We start from the raw sequence: 14,728 nt of genomic DNA on the forward strand, positions 1-14,728 counted from the left end.
GGAACGCCGATGGCGTCGATCAGAAGTGACGGAACCGGTCGGGCGCCAAGTCCCACGGATCTTTTCCGAGCAGTTCGGCCACCGCCCGGAAGACGCACGACTCGATCGCGAGCCGGCGGTGCACCTCGTCGTCGCGGTGCAGGCGCGACATCCGTTCGATCGGAAGACGGAACATGATCACGCGGTTCTTCGTCACCGACCAGCGGTCGACGTGATCGGGCGAGCCGAAGCTGCCGAACGGCATCGTCGCCACCTCGAAGCTGACGTTGGCCAGTTCGTTCGGCCACACGCTTCTCAGGTATTCGGCGGTGGAGGCGACGGTCTGATCGAACAGGTCGATGCGTGAGCGCAAGAACGGCAGATGCGGGCCCGCCACCGAGGAGCGCAGGTCGCGCCCGTGCCGGTTGCGGGTGCGGGCCCGGATCGTCGCCGAACGCGGAGTCCTGCGTGAACGAGCCATGCGTCAAGTCTACGGCTGCACCGCGACACGGGATGAGCGTGAGCGGGTGCCGACCAGGTGCGCGGTTAGGCTGGAACGGATGACGAACAGGGAATGCTCGCGGCCCTCGTGCCGCGGTGAGGCCACCACGACCCTCACTTACGACTACGCCGATTCACTGATCGTCGTCGGTCCGCTGAGCCCGCTGCCCGAGCCGCACAGCTACGACCTCTGTGAGCGGCACACCGATCGGCTCTCGGCCCCGCAGGGCTGGCAGGTCATGCGTCACGCCTACGTCGACTGAGGTTCTCCCGCAGCTGAGCGTGCGCTCGTCACGGGGCGGGCGGGGTCTGCGAGAATGGTGCCATGAGCATCGCTTCCGCCACCGCCGTGTCATTGCCCTACCGAGTCGCGAATCTCCGGCTCGCCGAGGCCGGCCGGCACCAGATCCGCCTCGCCGAGAACGAGATGCCGGGCCTCATGTCCTTGCGCGAGGAGTTCGGGGAGTCGAAGCCTCTGGCCGGCGCCCGCATCATGGGTTCGCTGCACATGACGGTGCAGACCGCCGTGCTGATCGAGACCCTCGTCGCCCTCGGCGCGCAGGTGCGCTGGGTGAGCTGCAACATCTTCTCCACGCAAGACGAGGCGGCCGCCGCCGTGGTGGTGGGCCCGTTCGGCACCGTCGAGGCGCCGGCCGGTGTGCCGGTCTTCGCCTGGAAGGGAGAGACGCTCGAGGAGTACTGGTGGTGCACCGAGCGCGCCTTCGACTGGTCGACCGAGGCCGCGGCATCCGCTGAGCCGTTCACCGGTCCGAACATGATCCTCGACGACGGCGGAGACGCCACGCTGCTGGTGCACAAGGGCGTGGAGTTCGAAGCGGCCGGGCGGGTTCCGGATGCCACGGCGGCCGACAGCGAGGAATTCGCGATCGTGCTCGGCGTGCTGCGCGACTCGCTGGTGAACGACCCGACGCGGTGGACGCGGATCGCGGCCGAGATCAAGGGTGTCTCCGAGGAGACCACGACCGGTGTGCACCGTCTCTACGAGCTGGCCGCCGCGGGAGAGCTGCTCTTCCCCGCCATCAATGTGAACGACTCGGTCACCAAATCGAAGTTCGACAACAAGTACGGCATCCGGCACTCGCTGCCCGACGGCCTGAACCGCGCGACCGATGTGCTCATGGGCGGCAAGGTGGCCTTCGTGGTGGGCTACGGCGACGTGGGCAAGGGCGCGGCCGAGGCGCTGCGCGGCCAGGGCGCGCGGGTGATCGTGGCCGAGGTCGACCCGATCTGCGCACTGCAGGCGGCGATGGACGGCTTCCAGGTGGCCCGCATCGACTCCGTGGTCGAGGAGGTCGACATCTGGGTCACCGGCACGGGCAACGTGAACGTGATCGGGGTCGACGACATCCTGCGCATGAAGCATCTGGCGATCGTGGCGAACGTCGGGCACTTCGACAACGAGATCGACATGGCGGGCCTCGCCCAGCTCGAGGGGGTCGTGAAGGTCGAGATCAAGCCGCAGGTGCACGAGTGGCGCCTGCCGAACGGCCGCAGCGTGCTCGTGCTCTCCGAAGGCCGCCTGATGAATCTCGGCAACGCCACGGGCCATCCCTCGTTCGTCATGAGCAACTCCTTCACCAACCAGGTGCTCGCGCAGATCGAGTTGTACGCCACGCCCGAGAAGTACCCGATCGGCGTCTACGTGCTGCCGAAGCACCTCGACGAGAAGGTGGCCCGCCTGCACCTCGACGCCCTCGGGGTCGAGCTCACCACCCTCCGCCCCGAGCAGGCCGCCTACATCGGTGTGCCCGTCGAGGGCCCCTACAAGGTCGACCACTACCGCTACTGATCGCCTACCCTCATCGATCCGTCACTTGGTGCCGCTCTCACGCTCGAATAGCGGCACCAAGTGACGGGTCGACGAGTGTGAAGGGTCAGCGATCGGGGAAAGCGTTCGGGAGGCCTCGGAGGATGGGGTCGACGCGGGCGAGGCGCTCGCGCTCGAGCATGAGCGCCCGGTACTCGCGGTCGCGGCGGATCGCCGAGACGCCCAGCAGGAACGCATGCGGATGCACGTTCGGCAGGGGTGAGACGAAGGGGGCGGCCTCGCGCGCCAGCTCGTGAGCCAGGCGCTCACGAGTCTGCGGCGTCGTCCGGTCGGCCTGGGTGAGGAACTGCACCACCCGGCGGGAGAGCCGGTCGGGGAGCTTCGCCACGTCGGCGGTCTGCGCCCACACGGAGAGCTCGGGCGGCACCTGGGCCACGAACGGGATCGGTCGTGGCACCCGCTCGTGCTGGCTGTAGGTGCCGGCGAGGAGGTCGCCGAGGCGTTTCGACCGCGCGTTCAGCATCGACACGACGAACGCGAGGATGCCGAGCGTCATGTAGATCTCGACGAATCCGAGCAGGCCGCGGATGACGGAGTGCCGCAGCGAGATCGCGCCGCCGTCGTCGCGCACGATCCGGGCCCCGACGGCGAGCTTGCCGAGCGAGCGACCGCGCGACGCGACCTCGACGACGATGGGTGCCACCACCAGGAAGGTGACCACGAGAGCCAGCGAGAGCGCCTGACCGAGAGCCGGGTCGATGCCCGAGTCGGAGAGCAGGATCGTGACGAAGACATAGAGCGCCACCAGCAGCGCTCCGATGTAGAGCACGAAGTCGATGGCGCCGCTGGCGCTGCGCAGCAGGAAGCTCGCGGGCCGCACGTCGAGGGCGACGGCCTCGCCGGTGAGCAGCTCGTCGGCCGACGGGCCGGCGACCGCAGCGCTCGTTCGAGTGCTCGATTCCACCCCGAACGGCTGCGTCATGAATATCATCTAATCAGATGGATCTCGACGCCTACTCCGCCGCCCATCGAGACGAATGGGATCGTCTCGATGAACTCGGTCGACGGCGCGACTACACCGGGCGCGAAGCCGACGAGCTGATCGAGCGCTATCAGTCCGGATCGACCCAGCTCTCCGCCATCAAGACGGTCGCCGGTTCCACGGCTCAGGGTGACCGACTCTCGGTCTCGTTGTCGCGGGCGCGCCTGCGTTTCACGGGGGCGGGCACGAACATCCTGCGCCAGCTGCCCGTGTTCTTCGCCATCCATCTCCCGGCGGCGCTGTACCGCATCCGCTGGCTCACGCTGGCCGTGGCCGTGGCCACGTTCGTCATCGCCGGTCTCTATGCGATCTGGATCTCGCAGAACCCCGCAGTGCTCGCCGCCCTCGGTTCGAACGAGGACTTGAAGAAGCTGGCCGAAGAGGATTTCGTCGACTACTACTCCGAGAACCCCGCCGCGTCGTTCACCGGCCAGGTCTGGACGAACAACGCCTGGATCGCCGCCCAGTGCATCGCGTTCGGAATCCTCGGCGTGTTCGTGCCCTCGGTGATCTTCCAGAACGCGCAGAACCTCGGCATCAACGCGGCCGTGATGTTCGAGTTCGGGCACGGTGACGTGTTCTTCCTCTACATCCTCCCGCACGGCCTGCTCGAGCTCACCGCCATCTTCGTGGCCGCCGCGGCGGGCCTGCGCATCTTCTGGGCCTGGGTGGCCCCGGGCGCGAAGACCCGCGGTCAGTCGCTGGCCGAGAACGGGCGCTCCCTGTTCACGGTCGCGATCGGTCTCGTGTTCGTGCTGCTCGTCTCCGGCGTCATCGAGGGCTTCGTGACCCCGGCCCCCTGGCCCTGGCCCGTGAAGATCGGCATCGGCGCCCTGGCGCTCGGAGCCTTCCTCTTCTACATGCTCTACCTCGGCCGTCGCGTAGCGCAGGCAGGCCACACGGGCGACCTGGAGGAGTTCGAGGCCGGCGCCACCCAACTGGTCGCCGGCTAGTTGTGCTAGTTGCCTCGGGCGCCGGGCTGCGCTCGGCGTCCTCGGGCGGCGCCGGTCCTTGCCCGGCGCCGCGCGACACGTTCGCGGGCGGTCGGAGGGCCCGGCCTGCGGTCGGACCCTCCGGCCACCCGCTCACCCTGGGTCGTCGAGTACGGCCTGTTGCGTTTCAGTCGCGGTGGACGTTCTTGGGAGTCAGAGTCGCCCGGCAGCTTTCAACGCGATGTACCGGTCGGCCAACGCCGGCGGCAGATCCGCAGGCGCCCCGGTCACCACATCCGCCCCGAAGCGCTTCAGCACCGTCGTGACCCGGGCCACGTCGAGCAGTGCCCGCTCGGCGGCGGCGGCGCGGTAGACCTCCTGGCGGTCGCCGCGCTCGCGAACACCGGCCGCGACATCCGGATCGGTGACCGAGGTCACCACCACCATGTGGTTGCGCGTGAGCTGCGGCACGATCGCCATCAGCTCCCGCGAGATGCCGGGCGCGTCGATGGCCGTCGCGAGCACCACCAGCGAGCGTTGCGTGGTGACCTGGCGCACCAGACCGGGCACGGCTGTCCAGTCCATCTCGATCAGGTCGGGCTCGATCGGCGCCATCACGTCGACCATGCGTGAGAGCAGTTCCGGTCCGGATGCGCCGTGCACCCGCCCGCGCAGCCGCCGGTCGTAGAGGATCAGATCGACCCGGTCGCCCGCCCGCGTCGCGAGGGCGGCGAGCAGCAGAGCGCTCTCGAACGCGGTGTCGATGCGCGGTTCGTCGTCGATGCGCGCGGCCTGGGTGCGCCCGGTGTCGATCACGATCACGACCCTCCGGTCGCGCTCGGGTCGCCAGGTGCGCACCATGACGTCGCTGTGTCGCGCAGTCGCCCGCCAGTCGATCGAGCGCACGTCGTCGCCGCGCACGTACTCGCGCAGGCTGTCGAACTCGGTCCCCTGGCCCCGGATCATCACGCTGGCGCGCCCGTCGAGCTCGCGCAGCCGTGCGAGCCGCGAGGGCAGGTGCTTGCGGGCGTTGAACGGGGGGAGCACACGGATGCGCCCCTCCGCTCGCAGGGTCGCCTGCCGGGCGGCGAGGCCGAGCGGCCCGAAGGAACGGATGGTGACCCGTTCGGTGCGCCGCTCACCGCGTCGGAACGGGGTGAGGGCGATGGCGACGGCCCGTCGTTCGCCACGCGGGATGGTCACCCGGGCGCGCGCGGTGGCCGGCCCCGCGGAGGGCTGCCACGCGTCGCGCACGACGCCCCGCAGCATCCGTGACCCGGTGTTGGTGAGGTAGAGCGTGCTCGTCACGGTCTCGCCGAGCCGCACGCGCGCCGGCAGCGCCCGCTCGAGTGCCACCCGCCGGGGCGAGGCCGCCGCGACGAGGTCGATCGCTACCAGCAGCACCACGAACCCGATCCACCCGAGCAGCGCCTGATAGGCAGCATCGTAGATCACGCTGATCAGCACCACCGGCGCGACCCCGAGTGCGAGCAGCGCCACCAACCGCCCCGACACGCTCACGCCCGCACCCCGCAACGGATATCACGCCGGACTTCTCCGAACGAGCCGGCCCGCGCCGCCCTGGAGGCCCGGGGTGCATGACTCGTTTGGAATTCTCCGCCCAGTACCGCCCGGTGAGGCACCGAAGTTCCGGGCCGTGCTCGACGACCCAGGGTGAGCGAACGGCCGCGTGAGCGACCGCACGCGAACAGGTCGCCTCGCGCCGGGCAGGGACCGGCGCGACCGCCGGAGGCCCCTCGCCGAAGGCGAGAGGTCTCCGGCGCAGCTAGAAGCAGCATCCTCACCCCACCAATCAGATCGGTACTCGAACTTGGGTCAGGATGCTCCGCAGGATCGCGTCGACCGACACGCCCTCGAGCTCCGCCTCCGGCCGGAGCTGGATGCGGTGCCGCAGCACCGGAAGAACCATCGCCTGCACGTGGTCGGGCGTCACCCCGGAGTAGCCGTTGAGCCACGCCCAGGCCTTCGACGCGGCCAGCAGCGCGGTGCTTCCGCGCGGGCTCACGCCGAGCTTCACCGACGGGCTCTGCCGGGTGGCCCGGGCGAGGTCGACGATGTAGGCGAGCACGTCGGGTGACGCCTGCACGCCGGTGACCGCGTTCTGCGCGAAAGTGAGCATGCGCGCGTCGAGCACGGGGGTGACGCCGGCGGCCACGAGGTCGCGCGGGTTGAAGCCGTTCGCGTGGCGGGTGAGCACCGCCACCTCGGTCTCGCGCTCCGGCAGGTCGAGCACGAGCTTCACCAGGAAGCGGTCGAGCTGCGCCTCGGGCAGCGTATAGGTGCCCTCGTATTCGATCGGGTTCTGCGTCGCCGCCACGAGGAACGGATCGGGCAGCTTGCGGGTCACGCCGTCGGCGCTCACCTGGCGCTCCTCCATCGCCTCCAGCAGCGCGGACTGCGTCTTCGGGGGCGTGCGGTTGATCTCGTCGGCGAGCAGGATGTTCGTGAACACCGGCCCCTGGCGGAACGAGAACTCGCCCGCCTTCGCGTCGTAGATCAGCGAGCCGGTGACGTCGCCGGGCATCAGGTCGGGCGTGAACTGCACCCGCTTGGTGTCGAGGCTCAGCGCTTGACTGAGGCTGCGCACGAGCAGCGTCTTCGCCACACCGGGCACGCCCTCGAGCAGCACATGGCCCCGGGCGAGCAGCGCGATGATGAGGCCGGTGACCGCGCCGTCCTGACCCACCACCGCCTTGCCCACTTCGGCGCGCACGCGCGCGAGGGCCTGGCGCAGCTCGTCGGCGGTGGGCGTCGGGGCGGGATCGGGGGAGTCGGGGGAGCCTGCAGGCTGCGGCTGGTCGGTCATCCGGTGTTCCTCTTCTGTTCGGAGCTTCTGGTCGGATCGGTCACGGCGGTGATGGTCGGTATCGGTGTCGGCTCGCGGTCAGCGCAGGTTCGTCGCGCGATGCACGTCTTGCTCGAGCACGAGGAGGCGGTCGGAGAGCGCGAGCAGCTCGCCCTCGCTCCGGGGCAGGGCGCCCACCAGGGTGTCGTGCACCTCGTCGACGGTGCGGCCGGTGACCGCGGCCACCGCGCGGCTCACTTCGACGACGGTCGCATGACGCGGCAGCGCGAGCAGCACGGTGAGTCGGGCGAGGGTGCCGATCCGCAGCGCGTCGAGCGCCCGGGCATATGCTCCCTGCTTGGCGTAGAGCCGGGCGCGCCCTTCCATGGTCTCGCTCGCGCGCACGGTGACGGGCAGGTTCTCCACCACGACCGCGCCGAAGCGCCGTCCGCGCCAGACGCCGGCCGCCACGGTGACGAGCACGAGCAACAGGATGACCGGGGTCACCCAGCCGGGAGTGAGCTCACCGACGGTGGGCGCTGCGTCGTCGCCCGCGAGGTCGTCGGGGCCGGGCATGTACCAGACGAGGGTGTGGTGCGCCCCGAGGAGGCCGAGCACCAGCGCCGCGTTGCCCTCCTCGGCGACGTGCTCGTTGGTGAGCGCGTCGCCGGCACCCAGCACGGTGACGGTCGAGGAGTCGCCGCGGTTCACCCTCGGTTCCTGCACCACCGCGTACGCGTCGTCGTAGGAGCGGAAACACGCCGTGGTCGCGTCGTCCTCCCCCTCAAGCACCCGGTAGGTCCACGAGGGCTGCGAGATGGTGCCGGCGCGCTGAGCGGCCGGGATGGCGCATCCGGTGCCCGCCGCCACCGAATCCGCCTGCTCGGCCGCGCCGGCGTTCGCGACGCCGGGTGCCAGCGCGTCGAGCTCATCGGTGCCGGGTTCCACCAGCACCAGGTCGGTGCCGAGGCCGGCCACGGCGTCGAGCCTCTCGGCGTCGAGGAAGCCGTAGGGGTCGGTGAACAGCACGGTCGAGTCGTCGCCCGCAGCCGCTCGCGCCTCGGCGAAACTCCCGGCGGCCACCACGTCGACGCCCTGGCCGCGGAGCACCTCGGCCACCGCTCGGCTGCCCGAGGGCCCGGCGTTGCCGATGGAGTAGCGGTCGACATCCGGTGTGCCGGATGCAGTGAGCAGCACCGTGGCGATCGCGACCAGCATTGCGACGATCGGCACCACGATCCAGAACAGCCGACGGCGGAACGTCGTGCGCAAGCGGGGCGTCTCGACCCGTGCGTCGGTGGCCCCGGTCGCGGCGGCCGGTTCGACCGGGGGAGCGGCGGTCATCGCACGACCACGCTCTCGATGCGTTCGAGCACCTCGGGTCGTTCGGACTGCATCCGCCGGTCGAGGCCGGTCACGCGGTCGAAGCCCGCGCGCGTGCCCGGTTCGTCGAGGTAACGGACGCCGTCGAAGAGGCGTGCGCAGGCGGCGAGCTCGTCGCGGTGGGCGGGGAAGGAGGCGCCGGCGCGCGCGGCGAAGTCATGGGCGGTGGTGCCGGGCGAGGTCGTGACGATGGTGCGCTCGGCGAGTTGGCGGGCCAGGGCCCGGAAGGCCTCCTGGATGGCCGTGCCGAAGTCGCCCTGATCGGCGGCACGGGCAGCGGAGGCGCGCAGCTCGGCGGCTGAACGGGTGTCGTCGGTGCCGAACAGGGCTCCCGTCTTCACCTGACTGCGTCGGTTCAGCCGTGGCCGGCCGAACACCAGGAACGCCACCACGAGCAGAGCCACCACGGCGATCACGATGGCGAGCGGCACGAGACCGCCGAAGCCGGAGCCGTCGGGCACCCGCAGGGAGCTCAGCCATTCGCCGAAGCTCTGCGAGAGCTGATCGAACCAGGTCGGCCGCGCGGCCTCGTACGGTGGCTTGGCGAGCTCGTCGAGCACCCACTGGCGCGCCTGATCGGCGTCGGGATCGACCGGGATGTCGGTCACGAGCGCGGCCGGGGCGGAGATCACGATCATCCGCGGGGCGGGAGCAGGTAGGGGTCGGGCCAGGAGTCGTCGCCCACCTGGCGCGACTCCACGAAGCGGGCGAGCTCGATGTCGAGTCCCTCGGTGCGCATCCGCAGATCGATGTAGATCACGGCCACCGTCGCCGCCTGCACGACGCTGGTCACGGCCGAGAGCACCACCGTGAAGGCGAGGAAGAGCAGGTAGAGCGCGCCCGCGCCGATGAGGCCCGAGCCGGTGTTGTTGGGATCGATCAGACCGACCGCGATCGGCAGCAAGAACTGGAACGGCACCGAGAGCAGCTGCGAGGCGGTGGAGAGGATGAGGTACACGAGCGCCATCACGCCGAAGGTGCGCCAGAAGTTCCCTGTGGTGAGCTTCCACGACCGGCGCATGGCGGCGAAGACGCCGACGCGCTCGAGCACGATGATGCACGGCACCATCGAGAACTTGACGCCGAGCCACACGGCGAGCACCACGCTGCCGAGGCTGAGGAAGACCCCGGCCAGAACGGCCAGCACGATGCCTGCGTCGCCGAGAGCCGAGGCGGCGAAGATCGCCAGCACGATCAGGCCCAGCACCACCACGAGCGCCGCCGCGATCAGCGCATACCAGCCGGTGAGCGGCAGGATGCGCCGGAACGCGGCCTTCCAGAGCTCGCCGAGCCGCCGCTTCTCGCCGAGGGTGCCCCGGGCGACCTCCACCACCAGCACGGCCTGCAGCAGGGCGCTGGCGAAGAGCGACAGCGCGACCGGGATGAGCGCGGAGAGCAGCACGATCGCCACACTCCCCGCGGCGACGGCGTCTTGATCGGCCGAGCTCGCCGAGACACTGCGCGAGATGGCCCAGAAGGTCGCGCCTCCGACGAAGAGGATGGTGACCAGGATGATCGCGACCTGAACGATGAGGCCGCTGCCGAAAGTGGCCTTGGGGTTGCGGCGCAGCACTTGGAAGGGCGCGCCCATCAGGGTCCCGAAACCGAGCGGCCGCAACGGGATCAGTCCGGGCTTGGGGGGCGGCGCCCACGGCGCCGGACCGGGCTGCGGCAGGCCCTGTCCCTGCTGCGCCCAGTAGGGCACGGATGCGCCGGGCTGGGCGTAACCGGGTGGTGGCGGTGCGTATTGCCCGTACTGGGGCGGCGGCGCATATTGCCCGTACTGCGGGGGCGGGGGCGGAGCGTACTGCCCGTATTGCGGTTGAGGCGGCGGCGCATACTGCCCGTATTGCGGCTGCGGGGGCATCGGAGGCGGGTATTGTCCCGACGGCCCCGGCGGAGGTGGCGGTGGCCCCTGCGGCGGCGCGGCCGCCGGCGGCGTGCTCGACTCGTCGGCGCTCGGGGGCGCCCAGCTGTCGTTCTCGCTCATCGGTGTCCTTCAACCCCCAACGCTGGTGTCCGACCCACCCGTTTCCCGGTCCATGCTTCCATACTCGCTCAGAGTTTTCCCGGCATCTGTCGAGAAGGTCTGCTGCGGGCTCGACTACTCTTGTCGCAATGACAGCCTGAATCGGCGGATGCGCGGCAACGGCGCACGTGATCCCAGCCGACGGAAGCGGAAGAAACAGCACAATGGACCCTCGCATTCTCGTTGTCGACGATGACACCGCTCTTGCCGAGATGATCGGGATCGTCCTGCGATCCGACGGCTTCGATCCGGTGTTCTGCGCCGACGGCTCCGAGGCGCTCGCGGCCTTCCGCGACACCAAGCCCGACCTCGTGCTGCTCGACCTGATGCTCCCCGGTCTCGACGGCATCGAGGTCTGCGGCCTGATCCGCGCCGAATCCGGCACGCCGATCATCATGCTCACGGCACGCACCGACACCTCCGACGTGGTCAAGGGGCTCGAATCCGGCGCCGACGACTACGTGGTGAAGCCCTTCAACCCGAAGGAGCTGGTGGCGCGCATCCGCACCCGCCTGCGTCCGACACCCGAGAACACGCCCGAGGTGCTGCAGATCGGCGACCTGAGCCTCGACGTCGCCGGGCACGAGGTGAAGCGCGCAGACGAGCGCATCAACCTCACTCCGCTCGAATTCGACCTGTTGCTGGCTCTCGCCACGAAGCCGCAGCAGGTGTTCACCCGCGAGATGCTGCTCGAGCAGGTCTGGGGCTACCACTACAAGGCCGACACGCGCCTCGTGAACGTGCACGTGCAGCGCCTCCGTGCAAAGGTCGAAGAAGATCCCGACAACCCGAAGATCGTGATGACCGTGCGCGGCGTCGGCTACCGCGCCGGCACCACCTGACATCGATCCTCCGATGACCGACTCGCCCGGAATCCGCAAGAGCCGCCTGGGCCCGACGGTGCTCCGCAGCTGGCAGAACTGGCGCGCCTGGCCGCGCGAGGTCGCCCGCGCCTGGCGGCGGTCGCTGCAGTTCCGCACGATCGTGATCACGGTGGCCCTCTCGGCGATCGCCGTCGTCGCCACCGGAACCTACATGTCGATCTCGATCGGCAACGATCTCTTCCAGTCGCGCCTGAACCAGGTGCTGGTCGAGTCGAAGAACGCGGCGACCGCGGCGCAGACCATCTTCGACTCCTCGGACGCATCGGGTGAGGCATCCACCATCTCCCTGCTGAGCTCGGCGAAGTCGGCGATCATCGCGTCGTCGTCGAGCCGCCTGATCGCGCTCTACGCGACGCCGGGCGAGACCACGAACTCCACCACCGTGCTCTCCTTCGCGAGCCCCGAGCTCGCGCCCGACGGCGTGATCAGCGACGAGCTGCGCACCGAGGTCACCGACGATCCCGACGACGTGCAGCAGTACTGGCAATCGGTGCCGCTTCCGAACCCCGGCGGGGGCACCGATCCGGGCATCATCGTCGGTTCGCCGCTCACCATCCCGGGCGCCGGCAATTTCGAGCTGTACATCGGCTACAACCTGGCCGAGGCCGAACAGACGCTCGTGTTCGTGCAGCAGACGCTCTGGCTCGGCGGACTCGCCCTGGTCATCCTGATCGGACTCGTGGCGGGCCTCATCGTGCGCATCGTGGTGCGCCCGATCCGGGTGGCGGCCGACACCAGCGAGAAGCTGGCCGCCGGTCAGCTCGAGGTGCGCATCCCGGAGCGCGGCGAAGACGTCATCTCCACACTCGCCCGCTCGTTCAACGGCATGGCCGACAGCATGCAGTCGCAGATCACCCAGCTGGCCGAGTTGTCGCAGGTGCAGCAGCGCTTCGTCTCGGATGTCTCGCACGAGTTGCGCACCCCGCTCACCACCATCCGGCTCGCCGGCGACGTGCTCTACGACCAGCGCGAGTCCTTCCCGCCCGCGACCGGCCGCACCGCGGAGCTCCTGCACACCCAGACCGAACGCTTCGAAGTGCTGCTCAGCGACCTGCTCGAGATCAGCCGCTTCGACGCCGGATCGGCGCACCTCGACACCGAGCCCACCAACTTGGTGCGCCTCGCCGAAGACGCGATCGACCAGATGGAGTCGCTCGCCGAGCAGGCCGGATCGCCGCTTCGGCTGGTGGCGCCGGGCGGTTACTTCGAGGCGGAGGTCGACGGGCGGCGTATCCGCCGCATCGTGCGCAACCTGCTCGGCAACGCGATCGAGCACGGCGAGGGCAAGCCGATCGTGGTCAGCGTCGACAGCGACGAGCACGCCGTGGCCCTGTCGGTGCGCGACTACGGCAGCGGGATGAGCGAGGCCGACGCCGAGCGGGTCTTCGACCGCTTCTGGCGAGCCGACCCCTCACGCAAGCGCACCATCGGCGGAACCGGTCTCGGGCTCGCGATCTCGCTCGAAGACGCCACCCTGCACGGCGGTGCTCTCGAGGTGTGGTCGCGCCCGGGTGCGGGCAGCTGCTTCCGCCTGACCCTGCCGCGGGTGCAGTCGCGGCCGGCCGGCGATTCGCCGTTGCCGCTCGAGCCGCACGACGCCTATGGTGAGGCACCGGCGGTCGCGGAGCTACGGCCGCCGACGGGCTCGACCTCGCTCACCACACCGGGGGCATCCCATGCGTAGACGATTCCTCACGTCGTTGGTCGCCCTGCTCGGCGTGCTCCTGTTCGCCGGGCTGGCCGCGTGCAGCGGCATCCCGCGCTCGGGGCCCGTTCAGGCGGGCGACGCCATCGGCACCGACGACGACATCGACGTCATCTTCCTCGCCGCCGACCCCGTGAAGGGCGCCTCGCAGCAGGACATCCTGAACGGCTTCATCCTGGCCGCCAAGAGCCCGCAAGACGACTACCAGATCGCACGGCGCTACCTCACGAAGGCGGCGGCCGACTCGTGGAAGCCGAACGAGGGGGCGATCGTCGACACCGGCCCGCGGCCCACGACCGCACTCAGCGACGACACGTTGCAGATGAGCGTGACCCCGGTGGCGACCGTCGACCCGAACGGCGCCTACAGCGAAAGCACGTCGAGTGCGCCCCTCCCGCTCTCGTTCACCTTCACCCAGGTCGACGGCGAGTGGCGCATCGACGAGCTCGCCGACGGCATCGTGATCGAAGACCTCTTCTTCGACCAGGTGTTCAGCTCGCACGCCCTCTACTTCTACGATCCGACCTTCACCTACTTGGTACCTGACCTCCGCTGGTTCGCGTCGTCGACCTCGGTGGGCACTCGGGTGGTGAAGGCCCTGCTGGCGGGGCCTTCGGCCTGGCTCGGCGACGGGGCGGTGGTGACCGCGTTCCCCGACGGAACCACGACGACCTCGGTGGTGACCACCGGGGGCCAGACCCAGGTCGAGCTCTCGAGCAACGTGCTGCAGGCCGACGCGAACGACCTGGCACGGATGCAGTACCAGCTGCGCACGAGCCTCAGCGACCTGGCGTCGGCCTCGAACGTCACCATCTCGGTCGACCAGAACATCGTGCCGATCCCCGGGTCGAACGTGACGCCCCCCGATTCCGCCCCGCGCGTCGATTCGCGGGCGCTGGTGCTCCGCGACGGCGCCTTCGGCTACGTCGCCGGTGCATCCGTCGCTCCGATCTCGGGGATCAGCGACGGTGTGGAAGCACTCCAACCGCAGTCGGTGGCGTATTCGGCGACCGCGGCGACGGCGGCCGTGAAGGCCGGCAACGGTCAGGTCTACGCGGTGCGGAACGGTGACGCGCCCGCTGTGCTCGATCAGCGCGGCGGATTGATCGACCCGGCGATCGATCCCTTCGGCTACGTGTGGGCCGTGCCGGGCGACGCGCCCACCTCGATCGCCGTGTACGGGCCCGGCGAGACGGGGGTGACGATCCCCACCAGCTGGGACGGCGCATCCGGCATCACCTCGCTCGAGATCTCGCGAGACGGCACGCGCGCCCTGGCCTTCCTCTCGGTCGACGGCCCGCCGAAACTCGTCGTGGCCGCCGTCATCCGCAACCAGGCGGGTGTTCCGCAGCGGCTCGGGCAGCCGGTGGAGCTGTCCACCGGGCAGGGTGCGCCGGTCGACGCGACCTGGGTCGATCAGCTCACGGTGGCCTCGGTCACGGCCCTGCCCTCGGGTGAGGACCGCGCGGTGGCGCAGGTGCTCGGCGGGCGCAGCTCGAGCCTCGGAGCACCGGTGGGAGCCGTCTCGATCGCCGGCGGGAACGACCTCGACGGCTTGCGCGTGCTCTCGAACGAGGGCGGACTGCAGCAGCAGCGCGGGAGCGCTTGGCAGTCGACCACGACGGGCATCTCCCGCTTGGCCGTGCAGAACTGACCCCTACGTCACAATTCCGCGACA

At 70.0% G+C, this 14,728-nt stretch carries 13 protein-coding genes; 6 read left to right on the forward strand and 7 right to left on the reverse strand.

Features of this window, described 5'->3' with window-relative positions:
* Nucleotides 1-19: 19 nt before the first annotated feature.
* Complete coding sequence (locus tag BLW00_RS17490) at nt 20-460, reverse strand: metallopeptidase family protein (RefSeq protein ID WP_092556585.1); 441 nt, start codon at nt 458-460, stop codon at nt 20-22.
* 79 nt (nt 461-539) lie between these two features.
* On the opposite strand from BLW00_RS17490, the gene BLW00_RS17495 reads away from it, so the two are divergent.
* Together BLW00_RS17495 and ahcY are read left to right on the forward strand one after the other, a co-directional pair.
* Nucleotides 540-743 carry a DUF3499 family protein gene (locus BLW00_RS17495; protein WP_092556587.1) on the forward strand — a complete coding sequence of 68 codons (204 nt, stop codon included), beginning with the start codon at nt 540-542 and terminating at the stop codon, nt 741-743.
* Nucleotides 744-805: 62 nt separating this feature from the next.
* On the forward strand, nt 806-2,290 hold the full coding sequence (ahcY, locus tag BLW00_RS17500; protein ID WP_092556589.1) for an adenosylhomocysteinase: 1,485 nt from the start codon (nt 806-808) through the stop codon (nt 2,288-2,290).
* Between the two features lie 85 nt (nt 2,291-2,375).
* Here the strand turns inward: ahcY and BLW00_RS17505 are convergent, their stop codons facing one another.
* A complete protein-coding gene (locus BLW00_RS17505; protein WP_092556591.1) occupies nt 2,376-3,251 on the reverse strand; it encodes an RDD family protein in 876 nt (291 codons plus the stop codon).
* A 17-nt stretch (nt 3,252-3,268) separates the two neighbouring features.
* On the opposite strand from BLW00_RS17505, the gene BLW00_RS17510 reads away from it, so the two are divergent.
* Nucleotides 3,269-4,264: a stage II sporulation protein M gene (locus BLW00_RS17510; RefSeq protein WP_092556593.1), complete on the forward strand. Its 996-nt coding sequence runs from the start codon at nt 3,269-3,271 to the stop codon at nt 4,262-4,264.
* 192 nt (nt 4,265-4,456) lie between these two features.
* On the opposite strand, the gene BLW00_RS17515 is transcribed toward BLW00_RS17510, so the two are convergent.
* The 5 genes from BLW00_RS17515 to BLW00_RS17535 form a co-directional block, all read right to left on the reverse strand.
* Nucleotides 4,457-5,764, reverse strand: a complete 1,308-nt coding sequence (locus BLW00_RS17515) for a DUF58 domain-containing protein (protein ID WP_092556595.1) — start codon at nt 5,762-5,764, stop codon at nt 4,457-4,459.
* Nucleotides 5,765-6,056: 292 nt separating this feature from the next.
* Entirely contained in the window at nt 6,057-7,070 is a 1,014-nt protein-coding gene (locus tag BLW00_RS17520) for an AAA family ATPase (RefSeq protein ID WP_092556597.1), read from the reverse strand.
* A gap of 78 nt (nt 7,071-7,148) precedes the next feature.
* Nucleotides 7,149-8,393 (reverse strand): DUF4350 domain-containing protein, encoded by a 1,245-nt coding sequence (locus BLW00_RS17525; RefSeq protein ID WP_092556599.1) that lies wholly within the window; start codon nt 8,391-8,393, stop codon nt 7,149-7,151.
* Entirely contained in the window at nt 8,390-9,064 is a 675-nt protein-coding gene (locus BLW00_RS17530; protein WP_245741658.1) for a DUF4129 domain-containing protein, read from the reverse strand. The genes BLW00_RS17525 and BLW00_RS17530 overlap by 4 nt, the downstream gene beginning before the upstream one ends.
* Before the next feature lie 2 nt (nt 9,065-9,066).
* Nucleotides 9,067-10,422: a glycerophosphoryl diester phosphodiesterase membrane domain-containing protein gene (locus tag BLW00_RS17535; protein ID WP_139256778.1), complete on the reverse strand. Its 1,356-nt coding sequence runs from the start codon at nt 10,420-10,422 to the stop codon at nt 9,067-9,069.
* 203 nt (nt 10,423-10,625) lie between these two features.
* Here BLW00_RS17535 and mtrA point away from each other — a divergent pair, with 203 nt between their 5' ends.
* From mtrA to BLW00_RS23060, 3 genes are read left to right on the forward strand one after another with little or no spacing between them, the layout of a single operon-like run.
* Nucleotides 10,626-11,303, forward strand: a complete 678-nt coding sequence (gene mtrA / locus BLW00_RS17540; protein WP_092556605.1) for an MtrAB system response regulator MtrA — start codon at nt 10,626-10,628, stop codon at nt 11,301-11,303.
* Nucleotides 11,304-11,316: 13 nt separating this feature from the next.
* Nucleotides 11,317-13,029: an MtrAB system histidine kinase MtrB gene (gene mtrB / locus BLW00_RS17545; RefSeq protein ID WP_092556607.1), complete on the forward strand. Its 1,713-nt coding sequence runs from the start codon at nt 11,317-11,319 to the stop codon at nt 13,027-13,029.
* Nucleotides 13,022-14,704, forward strand: a complete 1,683-nt coding sequence (locus BLW00_RS23060) for an LpqB family beta-propeller domain-containing protein (RefSeq protein WP_175494345.1) — start codon at nt 13,022-13,024, stop codon at nt 14,702-14,704. The genes mtrB and BLW00_RS23060 overlap by 8 nt, the downstream gene beginning before the upstream one ends.
* The last annotated feature ends 24 nt before the right edge of the window (nt 14,705-14,728 follow it).

The sequence above is a fragment of the Herbiconiux ginsengi genome (genome assembly GCF_900107435.1).
Taxonomy (GTDB): Bacteria; Actinomycetota; Actinomycetes; order Actinomycetales; family Microbacteriaceae; genus Herbiconiux; species Herbiconiux ginsengi.

Excerpts from the sequence above, each read along its gene's own strand:
- BLW00_RS17490 (WP_092556585.1), bottom strand. The coding sequence starts at position 460 with ATGGCTCGTTCACGCAGGACTCCGCGTTCGGCGACGATCCGGGCCCGC.
- BLW00_RS17495 (WP_092556587.1), top strand. The coding sequence starts at position 540 with ATGACGAACAGGGAATGCTCGCGGCCCTCGTGCCGCGGTGAGGCCACC.
- mtrB (WP_092556607.1), top strand. The coding sequence starts at position 11,317 with ATGACCGACTCGCCCGGAATCCGCAAGAGCCGCCTGGGCCCGACGGTG.
- ahcY (WP_092556589.1), top strand. The coding sequence starts at position 806 with ATGAGCATCGCTTCCGCCACCGCCGTGTCATTGCCCTACCGAGTCGCG.
- BLW00_RS17520 (WP_092556597.1), bottom strand. The coding sequence starts at position 7,070 with ATGACCGACCAGCCGCAGCCTGCAGGCTCCCCCGACTCCCCCGATCCC.
- BLW00_RS17505 (WP_092556591.1), bottom strand. The coding sequence starts at position 3,251 with ATGACGCAGCCGTTCGGGGTGGAATCGAGCACTCGAACGAGCGCTGCG.
- BLW00_RS17510 (WP_092556593.1), top strand. The coding sequence starts at position 3,269 with ATGGATCTCGACGCCTACTCCGCCGCCCATCGAGACGAATGGGATCGT.
- BLW00_RS23060 (WP_175494345.1), top strand. The coding sequence starts at position 13,022 with ATGCGTAGACGATTCCTCACGTCGTTGGTCGCCCTGCTCGGCGTGCTC.
- mtrA (WP_092556605.1), top strand. The coding sequence starts at position 10,626 with ATGGACCCTCGCATTCTCGTTGTCGACGATGACACCGCTCTTGCCGAG.
- BLW00_RS17535 (WP_139256778.1), bottom strand. The coding sequence starts at position 10,422 with ATGAGCGAGAACGACAGCTGGGCGCCCCCGAGCGCCGACGAGTCGAGC.
- BLW00_RS17525 (WP_092556599.1), bottom strand. The coding sequence starts at position 8,393 with ATGACCGCCGCTCCCCCGGTCGAACCGGCCGCCGCGACCGGGGCCACC.